Origin of the sequence: Arthrobacter sp. E44 (assembly GCF_041877125.1) — a bacterium.
Taxonomy (GTDB): Bacteria; Actinomycetota; Actinomycetes; order Actinomycetales; family Micrococcaceae; genus Arthrobacter.
This window is the reverse complement of the sequence record NZ_JBHDJA010000019.1, coordinates 1-21,064: the sequence shown is the minus strand read 5'-3', so window position 1 is coordinate 21,064 and position 21,064 is coordinate 1. Positions and strand designations below refer to the sequence as shown.

General features: G+C 67.8%; 15 protein-coding genes. 11 read left to right on the top strand and 4 right to left on the bottom strand.

What is annotated here, in order from left to right:
- The first annotated feature begins 77 nt into the window (after window positions 1-77).
- Complete coding sequence (locus ACETK3_RS16090; protein WP_236802059.1) at window positions 78-2,186, top strand: type IIA DNA topoisomerase subunit B; 2,109 nt, start codon at window positions 78-80, stop codon at window positions 2,184-2,186.
- 103 nt (window positions 2,187-2,289) lie between these two features.
- Here ACETK3_RS16090 and ACETK3_RS16085 read toward each other — a convergent pair whose 3' ends face one another.
- Together ACETK3_RS16085 and ACETK3_RS16080 are read right to left on the bottom strand one after the other, a co-directional pair.
- Window positions 2,290-3,279 carry a M56 family metallopeptidase gene (locus ACETK3_RS16085; protein WP_237430262.1) on the bottom strand — a complete coding sequence of 330 codons (990 nt, stop codon included), beginning with the start codon at window positions 3,277-3,279 and terminating at the stop codon, window positions 2,290-2,292.
- 6 nt (window positions 3,280-3,285) lie between these two features.
- Entirely contained in the window at window positions 3,286-3,669 is a 384-nt protein-coding gene (locus ACETK3_RS16080; RefSeq protein WP_142134261.1) for a BlaI/MecI/CopY family transcriptional regulator, read from the bottom strand.
- 260 nt (window positions 3,670-3,929) lie between these two features.
- On the opposite strand from ACETK3_RS16080, the gene ACETK3_RS16075 reads away from it, so the two are divergent.
- The 3 genes from ACETK3_RS16075 to cydD are packed head-to-tail and all read left to right on the top strand — an operon-like array spanning window position 3,930 to window position 10,059.
- Window positions 3,930-5,534, top strand: coding sequence for a cytochrome ubiquinol oxidase subunit I (locus tag ACETK3_RS16075; RefSeq protein ID WP_236821807.1), 1,605 nt, complete (start codon window positions 3,930-3,932; stop codon window positions 5,532-5,534).
- 15 nt (window positions 5,535-5,549) lie between these two features.
- Complete coding sequence (gene cydB, locus ACETK3_RS16070; RefSeq protein WP_236802062.1) at window positions 5,550-6,599, top strand: cytochrome d ubiquinol oxidase subunit II; 1,050 nt, start codon at window positions 5,550-5,552, stop codon at window positions 6,597-6,599.
- Between the two features lies 1 nt (window position 6,600).
- Window positions 6,601-10,059, top strand: a complete 3,459-nt coding sequence (gene cydD, locus ACETK3_RS16065) for a thiol reductant ABC exporter subunit CydD (protein WP_236802063.1) — start codon at window positions 6,601-6,603, stop codon at window positions 10,057-10,059.
- A gap of 45 nt (window positions 10,060-10,104) precedes the next feature.
- On the opposite strand, the gene ACETK3_RS16060 is transcribed toward cydD, so the two are convergent.
- Window positions 10,105-10,623: a DinB family protein gene (locus ACETK3_RS16060; RefSeq protein ID WP_236802064.1), complete on the bottom strand. Its 519-nt coding sequence runs from the start codon at window positions 10,621-10,623 to the stop codon at window positions 10,105-10,107.
- Between the two features lie 69 nt (window positions 10,624-10,692).
- Here ACETK3_RS16060 and ACETK3_RS16055 point away from each other — a divergent pair, with 69 nt between their 5' ends.
- Together ACETK3_RS16055 and ACETK3_RS16050 are read left to right on the top strand one after the other, a co-directional pair.
- Window positions 10,693-11,691 (top strand): ABC transporter ATP-binding protein, encoded by a 999-nt coding sequence (locus tag ACETK3_RS16055; protein ID WP_237430263.1) that lies wholly within the window; start codon window positions 10,693-10,695, stop codon window positions 11,689-11,691.
- Window positions 11,681-12,481 carry an ABC transporter permease subunit gene (locus ACETK3_RS16050; RefSeq protein WP_237430264.1) on the top strand — a complete coding sequence of 267 codons (801 nt, stop codon included), beginning with the start codon at window positions 11,681-11,683 and terminating at the stop codon, window positions 12,479-12,481. The genes ACETK3_RS16055 and ACETK3_RS16050 overlap by 11 nt, the downstream gene beginning before the upstream one ends.
- Before the next feature lie 46 nt (window positions 12,482-12,527).
- On the opposite strand, the gene ACETK3_RS16045 is transcribed toward ACETK3_RS16050, so the two are convergent.
- On the bottom strand, window positions 12,528-15,044 hold the full coding sequence (locus ACETK3_RS16045; RefSeq protein ID WP_236821812.1) for a DNA topoisomerase (ATP-hydrolyzing) subunit A: 2,517 nt from the start codon (window positions 15,042-15,044) through the stop codon (window positions 12,528-12,530).
- A gap of 77 nt (window positions 15,045-15,121) precedes the next feature.
- Between ACETK3_RS16045 and ACETK3_RS16040 the strand changes: the two genes are divergently transcribed.
- The 5 genes from ACETK3_RS16040 to ACETK3_RS16020 all read left to right on the top strand — a co-directional run bounded on the left by ACETK3_RS16040 (window position 15,122) and on the right by ACETK3_RS16020 (window position 21,014).
- Window positions 15,122-17,806 (top strand): bifunctional GNAT family N-acetyltransferase/acetate--CoA ligase family protein, encoded by a 2,685-nt coding sequence (locus tag ACETK3_RS16040; RefSeq protein WP_236802068.1) that lies wholly within the window; start codon window positions 15,122-15,124, stop codon window positions 17,804-17,806.
- 41 nt (window positions 17,807-17,847) lie between these two features.
- On the top strand, window positions 17,848-18,591 hold the full coding sequence (locus ACETK3_RS16035; protein WP_236802069.1) for a DUF5998 family protein: 744 nt from the start codon (window positions 17,848-17,850) through the stop codon (window positions 18,589-18,591).
- A 1-nt stretch (window position 18,592) separates the two neighbouring features.
- The gene (locus tag ACETK3_RS16030; protein WP_236802070.1) at window positions 18,593-19,807 is read left to right on the top strand and encodes an alkaline phosphatase family protein; all 1,215 of its coding nucleotides are present in this window, start codon (window positions 18,593-18,595) and stop codon (window positions 19,805-19,807) included.
- Window positions 19,800-20,528 (top strand): thymidine kinase, encoded by a 729-nt coding sequence (locus ACETK3_RS16025; protein ID WP_236802071.1) that lies wholly within the window; start codon window positions 19,800-19,802, stop codon window positions 20,526-20,528. The genes ACETK3_RS16030 and ACETK3_RS16025 overlap by 8 nt, the downstream gene beginning before the upstream one ends.
- Window positions 20,529-20,594: 66 nt before the next feature.
- The gene (locus tag ACETK3_RS16020; RefSeq protein WP_373993177.1) at window positions 20,595-21,014 is read left to right on the top strand and encodes a hypothetical protein; all 420 of its coding nucleotides are present in this window, start codon (window positions 20,595-20,597) and stop codon (window positions 21,012-21,014) included.
- Window positions 21,015-21,064: the final 50 nt, after the last annotated feature.

Genomic DNA, 21,064 nt, shown 5'->3' with positions numbered 1-21,064 from the left:
TCCAGCCGCCGCAGCCGATTACCCTAGAAGATGCGGTTCCAGCGCCGCGCACACGTCCCTGAAGGAGTTCATCACCAGTGGCACCTAGCTCTGATTACACCGCCCGGCACCTTTCCGTCCTGGAGGGCCTCGAAGCCGTCCGCAAGCGCCCGGGCATGTACATCGGCTCAACCGACTCGCGCGGCCTCATGCACTGCCTCTGGGAAATCATCGACAACTCCGTGGACGAGGCCCTGGCCGGGTTCGGGCACGACATCCGCATCATCCTCCACGCGGACAACTCCGTGGAGATCCACGACGACGGCCGTGGCATCCCCATCGACAAGGAGCCCAAGACGGGGCTCACCGGCGTCGAGGTGGTCTTCACCAAGCTGCACGCGGGCGGCAAGTTCGGCGGCGGCTCCTACACCGCCTCGGGCGGACTCCACGGCGTTGGCGCCTCGGTGGTCAACGCCCTGTCCTCACGCCTTGACGTGGAAGTGGACCGCGGCGGCAAGACCTACCGGATGTCCTTCCGCCGGGGCGAACCCGGGCGGTTCAAGGACGCCGGATCCCGCCTGGACCCCGCAGCGCCCTTCACACCGTTCGTCGACGACTCGGTGCTGGACATCGTGGGCAAGGCCAAGCGCGGCGTCACCGGAACCCGCATCCGTTACTGGGCGGACCGGCAGATCTTCACCCCCGATGCCAAGTTCTCCTACGAGGACCTCGTGGCCCGCGCCCGCCAGACCTCCTTCCTGGTGCCCGGACTCAAGCTCACGGTGCGGGACGAGCGCAGGGTCGCCGGGACGCCTGGTGAGGCCGGCCCCCATGAGGAGGTCTTCCACCACGACGGCGGCATCTCCGAGTTCGTCGAGTTCCTCGCCGCCGATCCTGCCGTCACCGACGTGTGGCGCCTGCACGGGTCGGGGAAGTTCAAGGAGACGGTCCCGGTCCTGGACGAACGCGGGCACAGCCAGCTGGCAGAGGTAGAGCGTGACTGCGAAGTGGACGTGGCGCTGCGCTGGGGCATCGGCTACGACAGCACCGTGCGCAGCTTCGTGAACATCATCGCCACCCCGAAGGGCGGCACCCACCAGTCCGGCTTCGAGCAGGCGCTGGTCAAGACCTTCCGCAAAGCGGTGGAGGCAAACGCCCGCAAGCTCAAGGCCGGCAACGACAAGATCGAAAAGGACGACATCTTCGCGGGCCTGACGGCGGTGCTGACCGTGCGGCTGGCGGAACCGCAGTTCGAGGGCCAGACCAAGGAGATCCTCGGCACCAGCGCCGTCCGGGCCATCGTGGCCCGGGTGGTGGAGAAGGAGATCTCCGCCAAGCTGTCGTCGTCCAGCAAGAATGACAAGGCCCAGTCCGCCCTGCTGCTGGAAAAGATCGTCAGCGAGATGAAGTCCCGCATCTCGGCCCGGGTGCACAAGGAGACCCAACGGCGCAAGAACGCGCTGGAAACCTCCTCGATGCCCACCAAGCTCGCCGACTGCCGGACGGACGACGTCGGACGTTCCGAACTGTTCATCGTGGAAGGTGACTCCGCACTTGGCACTGCCAAGCTGGCGCGATCCTCCGACTTCCAGGCGTTGCTGCCCATCCGGGGCAAGATCCTGAACGTCCAAAAGGCGTCGGTGGGGGACATGCTCTCCAACGCCGAATGCGCGGCCCTCATCCAGGTGGTGGGCGCAGGCTCCGGCCGCAGCTTCGACATCAGCGCGGCCCGGTACGGCAAGGTCATCCTCATGACGGACGCCGACGTGGACGGAGCCCATATCCGGACACTGCTGCTGACCCTGTTCTTCCGCTACATGCGTCCCATGATCCTTGAGGGAAGGGTATTCGCTGCGGTGCCTCCGCTGCACCGCGTGGAGGTCATCAACGCCGGTCAGAAGGCCAACGAGATGATCTACACCTACTCAGAAGCTGAACTGCACGTGCTGCTGGCCCGCCTGGCCAAGGAAGGCAAGCGGTACAAGGAACCGATCCAGCGGTACAAGGGCCTGGGGGAGATGGACGCCGAGCAGCTGGCCGAAACCACCATGGACCCGCGGCACCGCACGCTGCGCAAGGTGGGGATCGAGAACGCGCAGCAGGCGGAGGAAATCTTCGACCTGCTGATGGGTTCGGACGTGTCGCCGCGCAAGGACTTCATCATCGCCGGCGCCTCCAGCCTGGACCGGGAGCGCATCGACGCCTGACAGCGGCGTACGGCCTCGCAATTGGGGGCAGGCGGCTGGCACCTGGCTGGGAAGGCGCGGGAGGGCACGGCAGGCTCGTTGGACAGGGCACGACGGCGGCTGGTCAGCCGAGCAGTCCGGGAACCAGCAGGAGTGCGGTGGGCAGCGCGAGCAGCAGGACGCTGCCTGCCATGACGGCGCTGCGGACGGCGGAAGGAAGCGGAGGCTGGGGCGTCAGCAGGCGGCTGACGCGGGAAGCTGCGGTACGGACAGCGTCCGAGCCGGCTCCGCCTGATGCTGCCTCAAGCCCGGACAGGGCCAGCGTTGGCGAGGAGGGCCGGACACCGGCGCCGGCCTCCGCGGCTGAACCGCTGGCCACGATGGCGATGGCCTTGATGAGGGTGGCTTTGCTCTCGGTCCGCAGGGCCACGTCATCGGCCAGCATCTCGATGAGGGAGTTCACGGACTCCTGGGCAAGCCGGGTGGTGGGCAGCCACGGAAGGGCCTGCCGCCACGCGGCGAAGGCCCAGAGCAGGAGGTGGTGCCGCTGGTTGAGGTGGGCGTTCTCGTGAATCAGCACCGCCCGAAGCTCTGCCGGTTCGAGCGCCGCCATCAGGCCGTCCGACAGCACCGTCACCGAACGCGCGCCGCCCGGAAGGCAGTACGCCACGGGTGAGTCGTGGCTGATGACCAGGGTTCCGGCATCCTGGCCGGAGGGTGACGCCAGCAGGGCCAGCATTTCCCGGTGCCGCCGCCGCTGGCGCTGGATTTTGTAGTACGTCAGCAGCAGGGTGAACACCAGATGGACGGTGAGCAGGGCAGCAGCGGACAGGGCAAAGATGTGCCAGAACCCCAGCGCGGTGGTGGGCGCGTTGAAAAATACCATGCCGGCGAGGCCGCGGAGGCCTGCAATCAGGTTGTCTCCAATAGGTTCCAGGCCGTAGACCAGCATGGCGCCGATCATTGACAACCCACCTGCAAGCGCGATCGCCTGCCACAGCAGCATGGCCGTGAACGGCGACCTGGCCGGCCACTGGGCCCGGGACAGGAGGATCGGCACCGGCCACGCCAGGATTATCGCAAGGACCGCCAGCAGGTATGAGGCCCAGAACATGGTGTGCTAGACGCGGCCCAGCAGTTTGCGCAGCGTCTCGGCTTCACCTTCGGACACCGACCCGATGAAGCGGGCCAGGACGGCCTCGCGGTCCGGTGCTGACCCGAGGACCTCATGCATGAGTTCCGCGGTGTGGTCTGCGCGGCTGGACACCGCCTGGTAGCGGTGGGGACGGGTGCCGCGTTCGCGTTCCACCAGCCCCTTCTTCTCCAGGCGTGAAAGTACGGTCAGTACCGTTGTGACGGCCAGTTCCTTGCCTTCATGGCCCGGCCCGCCCTGTGCCGCCGACGTGCGCGCCAACTGGTCCCTCAGGGTATTGGCCGTAGCCGCTTCCTGGCCCGCCCAGAGCAGGTCCATGACCGCCCGTTCCAGTTCACCAAGACTAGCCATTTCACTTTTCCTTTATTTCCCCGCGCCGCGCACTTTCGGTGCACGGTTACGTCCCACTGTTGTTCAACTACAGAACTAATTTACCCCGAAACCGGCCAACGTTCTACATGGAGTAGAACATCTGGCGCGGCGTGGCCCGCCGCGGGATGCTAGGTGAGGGCGGGAGGGTTTTCATCCGCCGTCAAGGATGTTCTACACTTTGTAGAAGTTGAAGTTCTACGAAGCGTAGAAAACTACATCGGCTAACAGTAGGGACCGCCATGGACGCCTTGGAAATCGCACGCTGGCAATTCGGAATCACCACCGTCTACCACTTCATGATGGTGCCGCTGACCATCGGCCTGGGCCTCGTGGTGGCCGTCATCCAGACAGCCTGGTACCGCACCGGCAAGCCCGAATACCTGCGCATGACCAAGTTCTGGGGAAAGCTGTTCCTCATCAACTTCATCATGGGCGTGGCCACGGGCATCGTGCAGGAGTTCCAGTTCGGTATGGCCTGGAGCGAGTACAGCCGCTTCGTGGGGGATGTGTTCGGGGCGCCCCTGGCCCTGGAAGCGCTCCTGGCCTTCTTCGTGGAGTCCACATTCCTCGGCCTGTGGATCTTCGGCTGGAAGCAGCTCAAGCCGGCCATCCACCTGGCCTGCCTCTGGGTGGCCGTCATCGGATCAGCACTCTCCGCCTACTTCATCATCGTGGCGAACAGCTGGATGCAGCACCCGGTAGGGGTGGAAATGATCAACGGCCGGCCCGTCATGACCGACGCCTGGGCCGTCTTCACCAACAACACCGCGCTTGTGGCCGTTCCGCACACCCTGTTCGGCGCCCTCGCCGTGGCAGGCGGCTTCCTCCTGGGCATCGCCTGGTACCACCTGTGGCGGCGGCGGCACGACGGCGTTGACACCGTGGGTGCAGACGGCCGGGTGATCCCCGGTGAAGACGTCCGCATTCCCGGCCGCGACCGCGCCGATCACAACGTCTGGATCCGTTCCCTGCGCATCGGTGCCGTGGTCGCCATGATCTCGTTCGCCGGCACCGCCGTCACCGGCGACCTCCAGGGCAAGCTGATGTTCCAGCAGCAGCCCATGAAGATGGCCGCGGCGGAGGCCGCCTGCCACGACGGTACCGGCTTCTCCGTCCTGAGCGTCGGGAACGTCGGCTCCAGGAACTGCGACGACGTGGTGGCCGTAATCGAGGTTCCGGGCATCCTGTCCTTCCTAGCCAAGGGCGACTTCACCACCGAGGTCAAGGGCGTCAACACCCTGCTGCCGGAGTACCAGGCCAATTACGGAACCCACCTGCCGGACAACCCGATCTACGGCGAGCGCGCAGGCCAGGAAATCCAGTACGTCCCTGTCATGGAAGTCACCTACTGGGGCTTCCGGATGATGATCGGCTTTGGCGGCCTCGCCGCCCTGGCAGCACTGGTGGCCCTCTGGCTCACCCGCAAGGGGACCGTGCCGGAATCCCGGTGGCTCATGCGTCTGGCAGTCTTCGGCATCCTGGCCCCCTTCGGCGCCAATGCCGCCGGCTGGATCTTCACCGAGATGGGCCGCCAGCCCTTCGTCGTGGCGCCCAACCCGGACCCCAGCGGAATCGACCAGGTGTTCATGTTCACCGCCGCCGCCGTATCCCCGGGTGTCTCCGCAGGGGAACTCATTGCCTCGCTGGTGGCACTGACCGCCGTGTACGCCGTCCTGCTGGTGGTGGAAGTCAAGCTGCTGGTCAAGTACATCCGCGGGGGTGTGGTGTCCGCGATGCCGGAACTCGGCCACGCACCGGCGGACGAGAACGAGGACGAAACACCCGGTTCCGGCGGCAACACCGGGCCCAAACCTGCCGACGACGTCCTGGCCTTCGCCTACTAGCAGAGGAAACAAACAATGGAACTGCTTCCCACCATATGGTTCATCGCCATCGCGGTGCTGTGGACCGGCTACCTCTTCCTGGAAGGCTTCGACCTGGGGGTCGGGATGCTGATGAAGCTCTTCGCCCGCAACAACACCGAGCGCCGGGTACTGCTGAACACCATCGGGCCTGTGTGGGACGGCAACGAGGTGTGGCTGCTGACCGCCGGCGGCGCCACCTTCGCCGCCTTTCCCCTCTGGTACGCCTCGCTGTTCTCCGCGCTCTACCTCCCCCTCCTGGTGGTCCTGCTGGCCCTGATCTTCCGGGCGGTCGCATTCGAATACCGGGGCAAAGTGGACACGGACAGCTGGCGGAACCGCTGGGACTGGGCCATCGCGCTGGGCTCCTTCTTCGCGGCGTTCGGCGTGGGCGCCGCCCTGGCCCTCACCACCACCGGGCTTCCGCTGAATGCCAACGGCGACCGGGAAGGCGGCCCCATGGCCTGGTTCAGCGGCTACGCCCTGCTGGGCGGCCTTGCCGTCGTGGGCTTCTCACTCCTCCACGCCCTGGCCTTCCTGGCCCTCAAGACCGACGGCGACGTCCGCCACCGTGCCCGCCAGTGGTTCGTGCGGCTGCTGCCGGTCCTGCTCCTGCCCATCGCCGCATGGGCCTCGGCCATCCAGTTCCTGGACGGCAAGCCGTGGACCTGGGCCGCCGTCGTGCTGGCCGTTGGCGCTGCCGCCACCGCCTGGCTGCTGGCCCGGAACGGCTCCGAAGGCAGGGCCTTCCTGGCCCTTGGCGCCTTCCTGATCCTGGGCACCGCATCCATCTTCGGGGCCGTGTTCCCGGTGGTGCTGCCCTCCACGCTGGACAGCGCCTTTGACCTCACCATCTCCAACGCTTCATCCTCGGACTACACCCTGGGGCTGATGAGCATTGTGGCGGCCTTTGGGCTTCCCCTGGTGATCGCCTACCAGGCCTGGACCTACTGGGTGTTCCGCCGCCGCGTCAGCGCTGCGCACATTCCCGAAGCCCACAGCTTCCTCCCTGCCATCGCCGCCAAAGCCTTCACCACCAAGGGCTGACGTGCGGCCAACCTTCCCCACAGGCCCGGCCACCCGGTCCGCCATCTACTGGCTGGGACTGCTGGCCGCGCTCAAGGCCCTGTCCCTGATCCTCATCGGCCAGGCGGTGGCCTCCGTCCTGGCCGGCCTCGCCGAGGGGAACGAGGCCTGGGCACAGCAGCTCACTCCAGGTGCCGTCGGCGTCGTCCTCCGCTCCCTGACCGTCTGGGGGCAGGCCGTCGCCGCCCGCCGCGCAGCCCTGGGGGTCAAGGAGGAGCTTCGCGCCGAACTGTTGGAGCGGGCCTTGCGAAGCGGGGTGCGGGGAACCGGTCCCGGCGACGGCGGCCTGGCCGTCCTGGCCACCCGCGGCCTGGATGCGCTGGACAGCTACTACACCCAGTTCCTCCCGGCGCTGGTCAACTGCGCCGCCGTTCCGCTGTTGCTCGGGGCCCGGATCCTCTTCGCAGACTGGGTCAGCGCGCTGGTCATCGTGCTGACGGTCCCGTTGATCCCGGTGTTCATGGTGCTGATCGGCCGCTACACCGAAGACAACGTGCGGCAGGCCCAGGCCTCGCTGGCGCGGCTGTCCGGCCACATGCTGGAGCTCGCCAAGGGCCTGCCGGTCCTGGTGGGACTGGGCAGGGCCACCGCGCAGCGCAAGGCCCTGGAGGAGATCTCCGAGGAATACCGCTCGCGCACCATGGGCACCCTCCGGACCGCGTTCCTGTCCGCCCTGGCCCTGGAACTCATCGCCACCATCTCGGTGGCCGTGGTGGCGGTCTTCATTGGCGTCCGGCTGGTCCACGGCGGCATGCCGCTGGAGGCGGGCCTGCTGGCACTCCTCCTGGCCCCGGACTGCTACCTTCCGCTGCGGGAACTGGGCACCGCCCACCACGCCAGCGACGACGGCCGGGTGGCGCTCGCGGAAACAGCCGCCGTGACGGATGCGCCTGAACCGGCGCCGTTGCCGGCCGCCAAGGCCGGCAGGCCGGGCGCCCCGCTGGAGGTCACCGCCCTCACGGTGACCTATCCCGGGCGGTCCGGAGCCGCCGTAGGACCCCTCTCCTTCACCGCACCCCAGGACAGGATCACCGCCCTGGACGGCCCCAGCGGCGCCGGCAAGAGCACCGTCCTGGGTGTACTGGCCGGCACCATCGGCAACGGCGGCGAACCGGATGCGGCAGGAACCAGCATTACCGGGTACATCAACGGCCTGGACCGTGGCGCCGTGGCCTGGGTGCCGCAGCATCCGGTCATGGTCGCCGGAAAGGTCCTGGACGAGGTGCTGCTGTACCTCTCACCGGACGCCGGCCACGGCCCGGACCGGTTCACGGCCGAAAGCGCCGCCCGCGGCTGCCTGGAACGCGCAGGAGCCGGCCACCTCGCCGGGAAGCACCAGGCGGAGCTGAGCCCGGGTGAGCTGCGGCGCGTGGCACTGGCCCGAGGCCTGGCCCGGATCGACGCGGGTGCCACCCTCCTGCTGCTGGACGAGCCCACGGCGCACCTGGACGACGCCTCGGCCGTCATCGTCGAGAACGCCATCCGGCGGCTCCGCGGCGAGGTCACCGTGATCCTGGTGGCCCACAACCAGCGCACCCGGCAGTTGGCAGACGTCCTGGTGCCGGTCGGCCCTGCCGGCACGACACCGGAGGTACCGCGTGCCGGCATTTCCGCGCTCCTGGCAGATGACGCCGGCACCGCCGGCAGCACAAGGTCGAATGGCACGCCCGCCACAGACACCGGTGCCGACGGCGGAACGGACGCCAGGCGCGCCAGGCCCGTCCGCCCCGCCCGCAGTGCCGCTCCTGGCGCCGATCCCCGGGCCGCGCGCCTCCTGGCCGCACTCCTGGCACCGGTCCGGGGCAAGTTCGCGGCGGCGGCCTTCGTCGGCACCCTGGCGGCCGTCTTCGCCGTCGCGCTTTCCGGCCTGTCTGGCTGGCTCATCATCCGCGCCAGCGAGCAGCCGCCCATCCTCTACCTCCTGACGGCCATTGTCGGCGTCCGGTTCTTTGGCATCGGCCGCGCCGTGTTCCGCTATTGGGAGCGGCTGCTGCTGCACGATGCCGTGTTCGCCGCCCTGACCCGCCTGCGCGGACGGCTGTGGGAGTCCCTGAGCCGCAGGGCGCTGTCGCTGCGCCGGCTCCTGCAGGGCGGCAACGTGCTGGGTACGGTGATCGACGACGTCGACACCGTCCGCGACCTCCTGCCGCGCGTGGTCCTGCCGCCGGTCACGGCGCTTGCGGTGTCCGTCCTTGCCGTGGCCGCCACCGGAACCTTGGTGCCGGCCGCCCTTCCCGCAGTGGTTGGGGCAGCGGTCAGTGGCCTGCTGCTGGCGCCCGCAGCCGCCCTGTGGGGTGACCGGAAGTCCGCCAGTGCCGAGCAGGCCCTGCGCTCCGGCGTCCTGCGCCGCGTCACGGCAGCCCTGGACGCACGGGCCGAACTGCACGCCAACGGTGTGGCGCCCCGCGTCCTTGACGCATTGCTGGCCGAGGACCGGGACGCCACCCGCGCCTCCCAACGGTCCGCCTGGGCCGACGGGCTGGGACACGCCGTCGCCACGGCCGCCTGCGGTGCTGCCGCGTTGGCTGCAGCCTGGCTGGCCGGGCCCGAAGTCCTTGCAGCCAGGGTTGCCCCGGCCATCGCGGCCGTGGTGGTCCTCCTGCTGCTGGCGCTGGTGGAACCCTTCGCAGCAATGACGACGGCGGTGCGCCAGTTCCCGGCGCTCCGTGCCGTCATGCGCCGGGTGGGGGAGTCGGGGGCGCTTGAAGAAGGCGGCGACGCGTCCGACGGGTTGCAGCCCGTTCCCGCCAGGGCCGGCGGTGCGCCAGGCATCGAACTGGTGGACCTGGCTGCGGCCTGGCCGGGTGGCTCCCCGGTCTTCTCGGGCGTGGATGCGGAGGCAGCACCCGGGCGCTGGCTGGCGGTCACCGGACCCTCAGGCTCCGGCAAATCCACGCTGCTCTCGGTGCTGCTGGGTTTCCTGCCGCCCGCTTCCGGCCAGGTGAGGGTGACCGGCCGGGCGGCGTGGTGCCCGCAGGATGCACACCTGTTCGACTCCACCATCCGCGGCAACCTGCTGCTGGGCAGGCCGTCCACCGGCGGCGCCTCTGCGGGACGTGACGAAGAGCTGGACGCCGTCCTGGCCGCCGTCGGACTGGCCGGGCTGGTTGGCCGGCTGCCGGCGGGGCTGGACACGCGGATCGGCCCGGGGGGTGCTTTCCTGAGCGGCGGCGAGCGCCAGCGCCTGGCTGTGGCCCGGACCCTGCTGACCGGTGCGGAGGTGATCCTGCTGGATGAGCCCACCGCCCACCTGGACGCGGAGTCCGCCGCCGCCATGCTCGCGGACCTGCGTTCCGGGCTGCGGGACCGCACGGTGGTGCTGGTCACCCACAACCCGGCGGACATCCAGGCCGGTGACGGGCGCCTTGACCTGTCGGAATTCTCGGGACAGGCGCGGGCACCGCTGGCGCGTTTGCGCTGACGCCCCTCCCGTTAAAGCCGGAAAGGGGCCGGGAAGCCTGTATCCCTAGCCGTTGACGTCGTGCAGGTGATGGAAGACGTCGTGCAGGAAGTATTGGGAGAGCGTCAGGACGGTGAACTCCGAGCCGTTGCTGCGCAGCCCCTTGCGTCCCCAGTCCTCTTCGGGGACGCCGGCGAACGACTCGGCCGCCTCGTGTCCTTCTGCCGCCAGTTCCGGGCCCACTTCCGACGGGTCGGCGTTGGCGTAGTCCTTTTCGACCGCTGTCCGGTCCTGGTCCCAGTCCGCGAAGCGGGCATCATCCGCCGTGAGCATCAGGTTCAGCCGCTGGACGAACAGGGTGAAGACGTCCCGCACGTGGCAGGCGTACTCAACCGCGGACCAGGTGTCGTCGTTGGGGCGCTGGGTCGCGTCCGGCCGGCGCAGGACGGCCAGCCATCGCGGAATCATGCTTTCGATGCTGCCCGGGACCGTTGCCGGTGTGGCTGAGGAGGCGTTGAAGGAGCATTCCGGGCAGGGGCGGGACAGGACCCAGGTCCAGTCCTTGGCATCGGGAACGATAGGCATGGGAGCAGTCTAAGCGGTGCGGGCCAAAAGACTCTGGGATGGACGCAGCGGCCCGGCTAGCGTCGCAGCATGAGCCCGGAAACGAGCATGGGCGCGCAAAGCACGGACGGGGAAAGCATGGTGCGGCTGGCCGGCCTGACCAAGCGGTTTGGCCGGAACGCAGCGCTCGACGACGTCAGCCTCACCATCGGGCCAGGCGAGGTGTTTGGCTACCTGGGCCCGAACGGGGCAGGCAAAACCACCACCATCCGGCTCCTGGTGGGGATGCTGCGGCCTTCTGCGGGAACAGCGGCCGTACTGGGACTGGATGCCTGGCGGCAGTCGCGGGACGTCCACCGCCTGGTGGGCTACGTGCCCGGCGAGCCGGCGCTGTACGACCGCCTCACCGGCAACCAGCACGTCGCCTACTGCTCCCACCTGCGGCACCGCGATGACCGGAAACGGGCAGCGGAGGTCGCGGTCCGGCTGGACCTGGACCTGGACCGGCCGGCCCGCACGTTGTCGCGCGGGAACCGCCAGAAGCTCGCCGTGGTCCTGGCCGTGATGTCGCGGCCACGGCTGCTGGTGCTGGACGAACCAACGAGCGGAATCGATCCGCTGGTGCAGCAGGTTTTCCATTCCATCCTGCGTGAGCACACTGCCGACGGCGGTTCAGCCTTGTTCTCCTCCCACGTCCTGGGCGAGGCGGAGCGTGTGGCGGACCGAATCGGAGTGGTGCGCGGTGGAAAACTGGTGGCGGTGGAACGGTTGCAGGACCTTGCCGCCCGCTCCCTGCACCGGGTGAGGGCCCGTTTCACCGACGGGGTCTCTGCGGCGGAGTTTGCCGGTGTTCCCGGGGTGCGGGATCTGCAGGTTGACGGCCGCACGTTGAGCTGCAACGCCCCGCAGGCTGCCCTGGATGCACTGCTCAAGCTGGTCAGCGCCAGGGAAGTGGAGGACTTCGAATGTTCCGAAGCCCCGCTGGAGGAGATGTTCCTGAGCTACTACGGGATTGACCAGCAACCCGGCCATACGTCCGCCGCCGAGACGGAAAGCGTGTCCGGAACGGCGGTGGGCCATGCTGGTTAACGTCCTGCTGAAGACGCTCCGGGACCAGGGGAGGGTGCTGCTGGCATGGGCCGTCTCCCTGGCGCTGATTGTGGCCACGTACGCAGCCATCTGGCCGTCCGTGAAGTCGCAGCCGTCCATGAGTGACTTCATCGACCAAATGCCGGAGGCGTTCCGGTCGCTGTTCGCCACATCCAGCGCCGACATGTCCACTCCCACGGGCTATATCCAGGTGGAGCTGCTGTCCTTCATGGGGCCGATCGCCGTGCTGATCTACGCCATCAGCGCCGGGGCCGGGTCGATTGGCGGGGAAGAGGACCGGGACACCATGGACCTGCTGCTTGCCAACCCGGTGGGCCGGGGCAGGGTGGTGGTGGACAAGTTCTTCGCCATGGTGCTGGGCACCTTCCTGCTGGCCGCCGTCATGGGGCTGTCGCTGGTGATTGAGGGCAACATGGCGGACCTTGTCCTGCCGCCGGACAAGGTGGCTGCCGCCATGCTGCACCTGGCACTGCTGGGCGTGGTTTTCGGATCCCTGGCCCTCGCCTTGTCGGCGTCCACAGGGCGGACCGGCCTCAGCCGCGGAATCCCCGCGGTGCTGGCGGTTCTTGCCTACATCGTCAACGCGCTTGCACCGCTGGTGGAAGCCTTCCGCCGGATCCAAAAGGCCTCACCGTTCTACCAGTACGTTGGCCAGGACCCGTTGCGGCAGGGGCCCGCGTGGGACAGCGTGCTGGTGTCCGCCCTCACCATTGCGGTGCTGTTGGCGCTCGCCGTCGCGGGCTTTCGGCGCAGGGACGTGGCGGGTTGAGCGCAGCTGCACTGTTGGAGGCGGCCGCGCCTCAGTCCCGCCCGCACTAGTCGTCCTCGGATGCTCCGTCCGGCCAGGCCATGGCCGGGCCCACCGCTTCCACGGCCTGGGAGAGCGGGACGCCCGATCCGTCACGGCGGCCGTGCTCCTGGGGCAGGGACCTTGCCACGCCGGCGGCGGATGACGCCTTCGCCGGGCCGTGTCCTGCCCAGGCGAGCAGCAGCATGTCCTCGCCTTTCAGGAAACGGTGTGACCGAACCCCGGCGGTGGCGCGTCCCTTGGCCGGGTATTCGGAGAAGGCGGTGACCTTCGCCGTGCCTGGAGCCGTGCCAGGGAGGGCGCCGTTGGTCCCGGCGATGGTTACCACGACGGCGGCCTCGTCCTTGGGCTGCACGGCACCGAAGAAGATCACCTGGTCACCCGCGGCCAGTTTGATTCCCGCCACGCCGCCGGCGGTACGCCCCTGGGGACGGACGGCGGATGCGGGGAACTTCAGCAGCTGGGCCTCCCGGGTGAGGAACACCAGGTCGACGTCGTCTGCGCTGGCCGGAGCCACGCCCACCACGAAGTCCTTGTCCTTGAGGGTGATGACTTCCCAGTCCTCGCGGTTCAGCGGATAGTCCGGCTGGACGCGTTTCACCACGCCCTGGGCGGTGCCGATGGCCAGGACCTCGTCCAGGCGCACGAACGCCACCAGGGACTCGCCCTTCACCAGGGTGAGGAACTCCTTGGCCGGAACGCCGCCGGCGAGGTTGGGCAGCCCGGCCATGGGCGCGAGCACGGGCATGTCCATGACCTGCAGCCGGAGCATGCGGCCCAGCGAGGTGACGGCCGCAATCTCGCCCCGGGCCGACGTCTTCACCACCGAGGTGTAGACGTCGTGCTTGCTGCGGGGACCGGCCTCGGCCAGCGGTTCCTGGTTGCTGGTGCGGGCCACCTGCCCGGAGGCTGTGAGGATGGCCCAGCAGGGGTCGTCCGCAATCTCCAGGGACAGTGGAGTGGGCTTGCCCTTCTTCCCGTTGGCCCCGGCAAGTTCGGCGGCCACGGTGGGGGAGACGGCCTCGGATTCCAGCAGGACGGTCCTGCGGGGCGTACCGTGCTCCTCGGCGATGGCGCCGAGTTCGTCGGAGACCACCGTGCGCAGCAGTTCCTCGGAGTCCAGGATTGCCTGCAGCTCGGCGATCTCGCGGCGCAGTTCGTCCTGTTCCTTTTCCAGCTCGATCCGGGAGTACTTGGTGAGCTGGCGCAGGCGCAGTTCCAGGATGTAGTTGGCCTGGACCTCGGTGAGGTCGTAGATGGACATCAGCCGTTCACGGGCCGCAGCAGCCTCGTCCGAGGACCGGATGATCTGGATGACCTCGTCGATGTCCACGATGGCGATGAGGAGGCCCTCCACCAGGTGCAGCCGGTCCTTCTTCTTCCCCAGGCGGAACACGGTCCGGCGGCGGACCACGTTGATGCGGTGGTTGACGTAGACGGACAAGAGGTCCACCAAGCCCAGAGTCTGCGGCTGGCCGTCCACCAGGGTGACGTTGTTGATGCCGAAGGAGTCCTCCATCGGCGTGTACCGGTAAAGCTGCTGCAGCACGGCGTTGGGGTTGAAGCCGTTCTTGAGCTCGATGACCAGCCGGAGCCCGTGCTTGCGGTCGGTCAGGTCCACGATGTCGCTGATGCCGGTCAGCTTCTTGGCGTTGACCGCGTCCTTGATCTTTTCGATCACCTTTTCCGGGCCCACCATGTACGGCAGTTCCGTGACCACCAGGCCGGTGCGGCGCGCGGAAAGTTGTTCGATCTCCACCTTGGCGCGGGTCTTGAAGGATCCACGGCCGGTGGCGTAGGCGTCGCGGATGCCGTCCAGGCCGACGATCCGGCCGCCGCTGGGCAGGTCCGGGCCCGGAACGAACCGCATGAGGTCATCCAGGGTGGCGTCCGGGTTGGCGATCAGGTGCCGGGCGGCGGAGATGACTTCCACCAGGTTGTGCGGGGCCATGTTGGTGGCCATGCCGACGGCGATGCCGGTGGCGCCGTTGACCAGCAGGTTGGGGAAAGCGGCAGGCAGGACGTCCGGCTGGGTGAGCTGGTTGTCGTAGTTCGGGACGAAGTCCACCACGTCTTCGTCGAGGTGGTTGGTGAGCGTGAGGGCGGCCGCCGCCAGCCTCGCTTCCGTGTACCGCGGTGCTGCGGGGCCGTCGTCGAGCGAGCCGAAGTTGCCGTGCCCGTCAATCAGGGGGAGGCGCAGCGAGAAGTCCTGCGCCATGCGCACCATGGCGTCGTAAATGGCGGCGTCGCCGTGCGGGTGCAGCTTTCCCATGACCTCGCCCACCACCCGGGCGCTCTTGACGTGGCCGCGGTCGGGGCGCAGGCCCATGTCGCTCATCATGTAGAGGATCCGCCGCTGCACTGGCTTGAGCCCGTCACGGGCGTCCGGGAGCGCGCGCGAGTAGATCACTGAGTACGCGTACTCCAGGAACGAGCCCTGCATCTCGGAGGTGACATCGATATCGACGATGTTTTCCGTGTAGTTCTCGTCTGCGATCGGGGCTGGACTTTGGCGGCGGGCCATGGGGTGTGGTGAATCCTTCTGGGGTTACTGCGCAGCCGTTGGGGTGTGCTGCGGGAGTTTTTGGCTAGGCTAAGCCTATGGTGGATCAGCCCGGGGACGGCGAATATCCGGAACATTGGGAAGCCGATGTCGTCCTGCGGGACGGCGGAACAGCGCATTTGCGGCCCATCCACCCGTCGGACGAGGATGCTGTCCAGGCCTTCCATACCGGGCAGTCGCAGAATTCAATCTACATGCGCTTCTTCGCCTTCAAGGCCAGGCTGTCCGCCAAGGAGCTCAAGCGCTTCACCGAGGTGGACTACAAGGACCGCGTGGCGTTCGTCATCACCATCCACGGGGAAATCATCGGCATCGGACGCTACGACCGCCTCCCCAACCCCACTGAGGCCGAGGTCGCCTTCAACATCGCCGACGCCCACCAGGGAAGGGGCATCGGCTCCATCCTGCTCGAACACCTGGCCGCAGCTGCGCACGAAAACGGGATCCGGAAGTTCACCGCAGAGGTGCTGCCGGAAAACCGGAAGATGCTGATGGTCTTCTCCGACGCCGGCTACGACGTCAAGCGCCACTTCGACGACGGCGTCGTGAGCCTCGAGTTCAACATCGACCCCACCGAAAAATCGCGGGCCGTCATGGAATCCCGCGAGCACCGCGCAGAGGCGAGAAGCGTCCGGGAGCTGCTGGCGCCGTCGTCCGTTGCTGTAATCGGTGCCAGCCGCAGGTGGGGGACCGTGGGGTACCAGCTGCTGGAACACATCATCGAGGGCGGCTTCCACGGCTCCGTCTACGCCATCAACCCGGAAGCGCTGGAGCTCGCGGGCATGATGTCCTACGGCAAGCTCTCAGAGGTCCCCGAACCCGTCCAGCTGGCCATCATCGCCGTCCCCTACGAGGAGGTGGCCGGGGTTGTGGCGGAGTGCGCCGCTGCGGGCGTTAAGGGCGTCGTGATCGCCTCGGCAGGCTTCGCGGACGACGGCGAACGCGGCCTGCTGCGGCAGCGCGCCCTGGTGCGCCAGGCCAGGGCGAACGGCATGCGGGTGATCGGGCCGGCGTCGCTCGGCATCGCCAACACCCACCCCGACGTGGCGTTGAACGCCTCCATGGCCCCCACCATGCCGCTGCGCGGCGGCCTGGGCCTGTTCAGCCAGTCCGCGGCCATCGGCGTCTCGCTTTACGCCGCCTCCAGCCGGCGCCGGGTGGGAGTGTCCAGCCTGCTCTCGGCAGGCAACCGGGCGGACGTTTCGGGCAATGACATGATGCAGTACTGGGAGGACGACGCCGATACCTCCGCCGTGGGCCTGTACCTTGAGTCGATCGGCAACCCCCGCAAGTTCTCCCGCATCGCCCGCCGGCTGGCCCGCACCAAGCCCGTGATCGTGGCGAAGTCGGACACCATGGGCCTGCGGCTGCCGCCCGGCCATGCCGTCCGGACCACCCAGGCACCGGCCGGGGCGCTGGATGCCATGCTCCGGCAATCGGGCGTGATCCGGGTGGAAACCGTGGAGCAGCTGGTGGACGTGGCGCAGGTGGTCTCCGGCCGGCCGCTTCCCGCGGGACCGGATGTTGCCATCTTCAGCAACTCCCAGGCGCTGGGCAATGTGGTGGCGGACAGTGCTGTGGCCCACGGGCTGGGGGTGGCGCAGGTGGTCTCCGGACTGGACCTCGACGCCGGCCAGTCGGTGGCACTTCCCGCACTGCGGAAGGCCCTCCTCGATGCCCTGGCCTCCGATGCCGTGCATGCCGCCGTCGCTGCCCTGCTGCCGGCCCGCGGACTGACACCCGATGCCGTGGCGCAGGTCCTGGCCGAATGTTCGGCCAGCGCCCGCAAACCGGTGGTGGCCGCTTTCACCGGCATCCTGGACCCGGCCATCAATGTGGAAGGCCTGTTGGGGGCGGACGGCTGCACCGTCCCCTGCTATTCCAACCCCGGAGCCGCCGTCGCCGCGCTCGCCGCCGTGGTGCGGTACGCGGAGTGGGCCGCCCGCGACCAGGGGCAGTTTGTGGAACCCGCAGGCTGCGACCCGCGGCAGGCCGAGGCTGAGCTCGACGAACTGCTGCGGGACGTCACCGGTGACCAGCTCAAGCAGCTGGAACCGGCGGCGACTGCTTCCCTGCTGGGGCACTACGGCATCTCGGTCCTGCCCTCCCTGCCCTTCAGCACCCCTGATGAGGCCGTGGCGGCCGCTGACGCACTGGGCTGGCCGGTGGTGCTGAAGACCACCGCCCCGGCCCTCCGCCACCGCCTGGATCTTGGCGGGGTGCGCCTGGGCATCGAGGATGAACAGTCGCTGCGCCAAAACGTGGTGCAGATGCGGCGGGCGCTCGCAGCCTACGGAGACCCTGCGCTCGAAGTGCAGGCGATGGCGCCGGTGGGGCAGGCGTGCACCTTCCGTGCCATCGAGGATCCGCTGCTGGGCCCCGTCATCTCGTTCGGCCTTGCCGGTGACGCCGTCAACCTGCTCGACGACTGGGCGCACCGCGTCCCGCCGCTCTCCGCCGCCGACGTGCACGACTTCATCCGTTCCCCCCGGGCGTCCCGAAAGCTCTTCGGCTACCAGGGCCTGCCGCCCGTTGATGTCGCTGCCCTGGAGGACCTTGCCGGGCGGCTGGCCTGGATGAAGGACAACCATCCGGAGATCGCGCTGGTGGAGTTTAACCCGGTTTTGTGCGGCACCACCGGGGTGACCATTCTCGCCGCCGACGTGCGGATCGGCAACGCCGCGCAGCGCACGGACAGCGCGCGACGGGCCATGCTGGGCTGACGCGGTTAGCAAGTGACCGGGCGATCTGTGAAAATGGGGGCATGAGCTTCCAGCCTCCCGCGTCGGCGCCCGAAACGCCCGGCAATGAAAACCAGGCCGTCCGCCACCACAGCTCACACAACCACGGAGTGCAGGGCCAGAGCCTGGAAGACGCACTGCAGAAGGCAGGGTTCTACCCGCGCCTTGTCTCGGACGTCGTCGACGACGCACTGGACGGCCGGGACTGCGTGGCCCACCTGGTGCACCTGGAGACCCACTTCGACCGGGCCGAGGTCCGCCGCCACATCACCGTGCTGGTCCTCACTGCGGACATGCTGGTGATCACCCACGTGGACGACCAGCAACTGGACGAGGCGGGGGAGCAGATCGTCGCCCAGATCTCCACCGAGTCCGTTCCCGTGGCCCAAATCCGGTCCGTGGTCCTGAGCTACATGTACGCCCAGCCGCAGAACTACAAGCCGTCGGACCCCGTCCGCGAACTGACCCTGTCCATCGCGTGGTCCGGCGGCCAACGGCTGGACATGGGGCCGGCCAGCTGCGGCGATCCGCAGTGCGAAGCGGACCACGGCTACACAGGAACCATCGCGCAGGAAGACATCGTGCTCCGCATCAGCGCCGAGGCGGATGGCCTTCAGGCCGTGCAGGACGCCAAGCTGTTTGCCCGGGCCCTGCGGGCAGTCAATACCGGCTCCGCCGCGCCGGTCCCGCATGTGCAGTCCATGGGCCCCCGGACGCGCTCCGGAGTGTTTGGCAACCGGCTCAGCCGCGGGCACCAGCAGCGCTGAGATGCCGGAAGACCCCAACCACTCAGTACAAGCCCCCGACCTTCCGCCCGCTCCCGCCTATGGGCACCGCTCCATCGCCGAAGTGCTCACCAGCGCGGCAGCCAGCCTTGGCGTGGACAGCTTCGCCAACACCCTCGGCCTCCCCTCCGCCGCCAAAATCTGCGTTGTGCTCGCGGATGGCCTGGGCCGGAACCTCCTGAAGCAAAAGGCCGCGCACACACCCTTCCTGCGCTCGGTGGTGCAGGCGGGACAGGGCGAGGTTCCGGTGTGGCTGGACTCCGCCTTTCCCTCCACCACCGCCGCGGCATTGTCGAGCTTTGGGACCGGTCTTCCGGCCGGCCAGCACGGCATGGTGGGCTATGACGTGCTGGACCCGGACCAGGACAAGGTGGTCAACCTGCTGGGAAACTGGGATCCGGGTGTCGATCCGTCGACGTGGCAGCCTTTCCCCACGGTCTTTGAACGGATCGCCGAAGAGGTGGATGTCAGCACGGTCAGCCTTGCCCAGTTCGACAGTTCGCCCATGACACGGGCAGCGCTTCGGGGCGGCAGGTTCATCTCCGGGACAACCTCCCACGCGCGTACCGCCGCAGCGGCAGAGGCCATGGCCGGCTCCGGCCGGTCCCTGATGTATTTCTACGTCAATGAACTCGACAAGGCAGGGCACCGCTACGGCTGCAAGTCCGAACAGTGGGAACACCAGCTGGAAGAGCTCGACGCCACCGTCAAGCGGCTTAGCTCCTCCCTGCCAGCCGGCACCACCATCCTGCTGACTGCGGACCACGGGATGCTGGACGTCCCCGAGTCGCAGCGTATTGATTTCTCCAAGGATCCGGATTTGGTGGACGGAGTCCGCCACACGGCCGGTGAACCGCGCATGGTGCACCTGTACCTCGACGAGGGGTACGTGGAGTCCGCCGCCGGTGCCCGCGACCGGCTCCTGGCCGCGTGGAAAGCCCGGTTCGGTGACCGGGTGTGGGCCTTCACCAAGGAGGAGGCCGTTGCCGGTGGGCTCTTTGGCGACGTGCGGCCTGCTGTTGAAGGCAGGATCGGTGACGTCATGATCGCGGCGCGTGACGCCGTCGCGCTTTACGACGGCCGGCGCATGCGACCCACGGCTATGGAAGTGGTGGGCCAGCACGGCTCGCTGACGAAGGCCGAGCGGGAGGTTCCGCTGCTCTGCTTTACCGCCCAGGGAAGGAACCGTCGTGGCTGAGCTGATCTTCTTCTCCGGCACCATGGATTGCGGCAAATCCACCCTGGCCCTGCAGATGGACTACAACCACCGGGCCCGCGGGCGCGGCGGCGTACGGTTCAGCCGCAACGACCGCGCCGGCGAGTCCCGGATCTCAAGCCGCCTCGGCCTGGAGACGGATGCCGTGGAGGTGCTGGACAGCACGGACTTCTGGGAGGAAGTCATGGTCCGGCGCACGCAAGGCCAGCGGGTTGACTACCTGATCTGCGACGAAGCCCAGTTCTATACTCCCGAGCAGGTGGAGCAGTTGGCCAAGGTGGTGGACGAGATCGATGTGGACGTCTTCGCTTTCGGCATCACCGCCGACTTCCGAACCCGGTTGTTCCCGGGTTCGCAGCGCCTGATAGAGCTCGCCGACCGGGTGCAGGTGCTTCAAGTGGAGGCGCTGTGCTGGTGTGGCCGCAGGGCCACACACAATGCCAGGACGGTGGACGGCGTCATGGTCACCGAGGGCGCGCAGGTGGTGGTTGGCGACGTGGACATGGTGGTCGAGGCCGCCGCCCCGGAGGCCGGGCACCTTCCGGTGGTGGGATACGAGACGCTGTGCCGGCGCCACTTCATGCGGCGGGTCACGGCGCACGGTGCGTCCCTAATGGCGCAGCAGGATCAGCTGCTGCCGTTCGACGTGGACGCGTGCCTCTGGCGGGGTTCGGGTGGGCTGGGCGACAGCCGCGCAACATAATGCTTCTTCCTCGACGCTAATTCCCCTATTCTTTGGAGAAACCGGCGCGAAGGTAACGGGGGAGCGATGCGGGAGTTCATTGGGGCCCTGCCCCAACCACTGAAAAGCCTATACCTCGTGTTTTTCCTGGTTTTCATCGTGAACATGATTGCCGTGGCCTTCAAACTTGTTGAATACGTCCGCTGGACGTCTGGCAGCATGGGCGTCGTCCTATTCCTGTTGGGCCTGTGCGTGATCGCCAACATCAACGGGGCTGCCAGCGGGTTAGTGGAGGGCATTAAGAATTACCACCCCTTTGGTGTGGATTACTCCAAGTCCTTGCTGGCTTCGATGTTTTTTGTGCGCGTTTTTGGAGTAATGGCGCTGGTTGTGGGAGCAGGCTTTTTCTATCTGGGCTTTTTTGCTCCCGGGTTTAGCGGCTCTTCGTGGTTGATGGTGAAACAGGTTCGTGTCTTGAAAGCTGAAGGGCTCGTAGCCCTGCTGTGATGGATGTTCTCTACGCATTCATCAAGTCAGGAGCTACGAGCCTTGATCGA

What these genes read in the sequence shown, in the direction of transcription:
- ACETK3_RS16080 (WP_142134261.1), bottom strand. Translation starts at nt 3,669, where the DNA reads ATGGCTAGTCTTGGTGAACTGGAACGGGCGGTCATGGACCTGCTCTGG.
- cydB (WP_236802062.1), top strand. Translation starts at nt 5,550, where the DNA reads ATGGAACTGCTTCCCACCATATGGTTCATCGCCATCGCGGTGCTGTGG.
- ACETK3_RS16050 (WP_237430264.1), top strand. Translation starts at nt 11,681, where the DNA reads ATGCTGGTTAACGTCCTGCTGAAGACGCTCCGGGACCAGGGGAGGGTG.
- ACETK3_RS16040 (WP_236802068.1), top strand. Translation starts at nt 15,122, where the DNA reads ATGGTGGATCAGCCCGGGGACGGCGAATATCCGGAACATTGGGAAGCC.
- ACETK3_RS16020 (WP_373993177.1), top strand. Translation starts at nt 20,595, where the DNA reads ATGCGGGAGTTCATTGGGGCCCTGCCCCAACCACTGAAAAGCCTATAC.
- ACETK3_RS16055 (WP_237430263.1), top strand. Translation starts at nt 10,693, where the DNA reads ATGAGCCCGGAAACGAGCATGGGCGCGCAAAGCACGGACGGGGAAAGC.
- ACETK3_RS16030 (WP_236802070.1), top strand. Translation starts at nt 18,593, where the DNA reads ATGCCGGAAGACCCCAACCACTCAGTACAAGCCCCCGACCTTCCGCCC.
- ACETK3_RS16060 (WP_236802064.1), bottom strand. Translation starts at nt 10,623, where the DNA reads ATGCCTATCGTTCCCGATGCCAAGGACTGGACCTGGGTCCTGTCCCGC.
- ACETK3_RS16035 (WP_236802069.1), top strand. Translation starts at nt 17,848, where the DNA reads ATGAGCTTCCAGCCTCCCGCGTCGGCGCCCGAAACGCCCGGCAATGAA.
- ACETK3_RS16075 (WP_236821807.1), top strand. Translation starts at nt 3,930, where the DNA reads ATGGACGCCTTGGAAATCGCACGCTGGCAATTCGGAATCACCACCGTC.
- ACETK3_RS16085 (WP_237430262.1), bottom strand. Translation starts at nt 3,279, where the DNA reads ATGTTCTGGGCCTCATACCTGCTGGCGGTCCTTGCGATAATCCTGGCG.
- ACETK3_RS16045 (WP_236821812.1), bottom strand. Translation starts at nt 15,044, where the DNA reads ATGGCCCGCCGCCAAAGTCCAGCCCCGATCGCAGACGAGAACTACACG.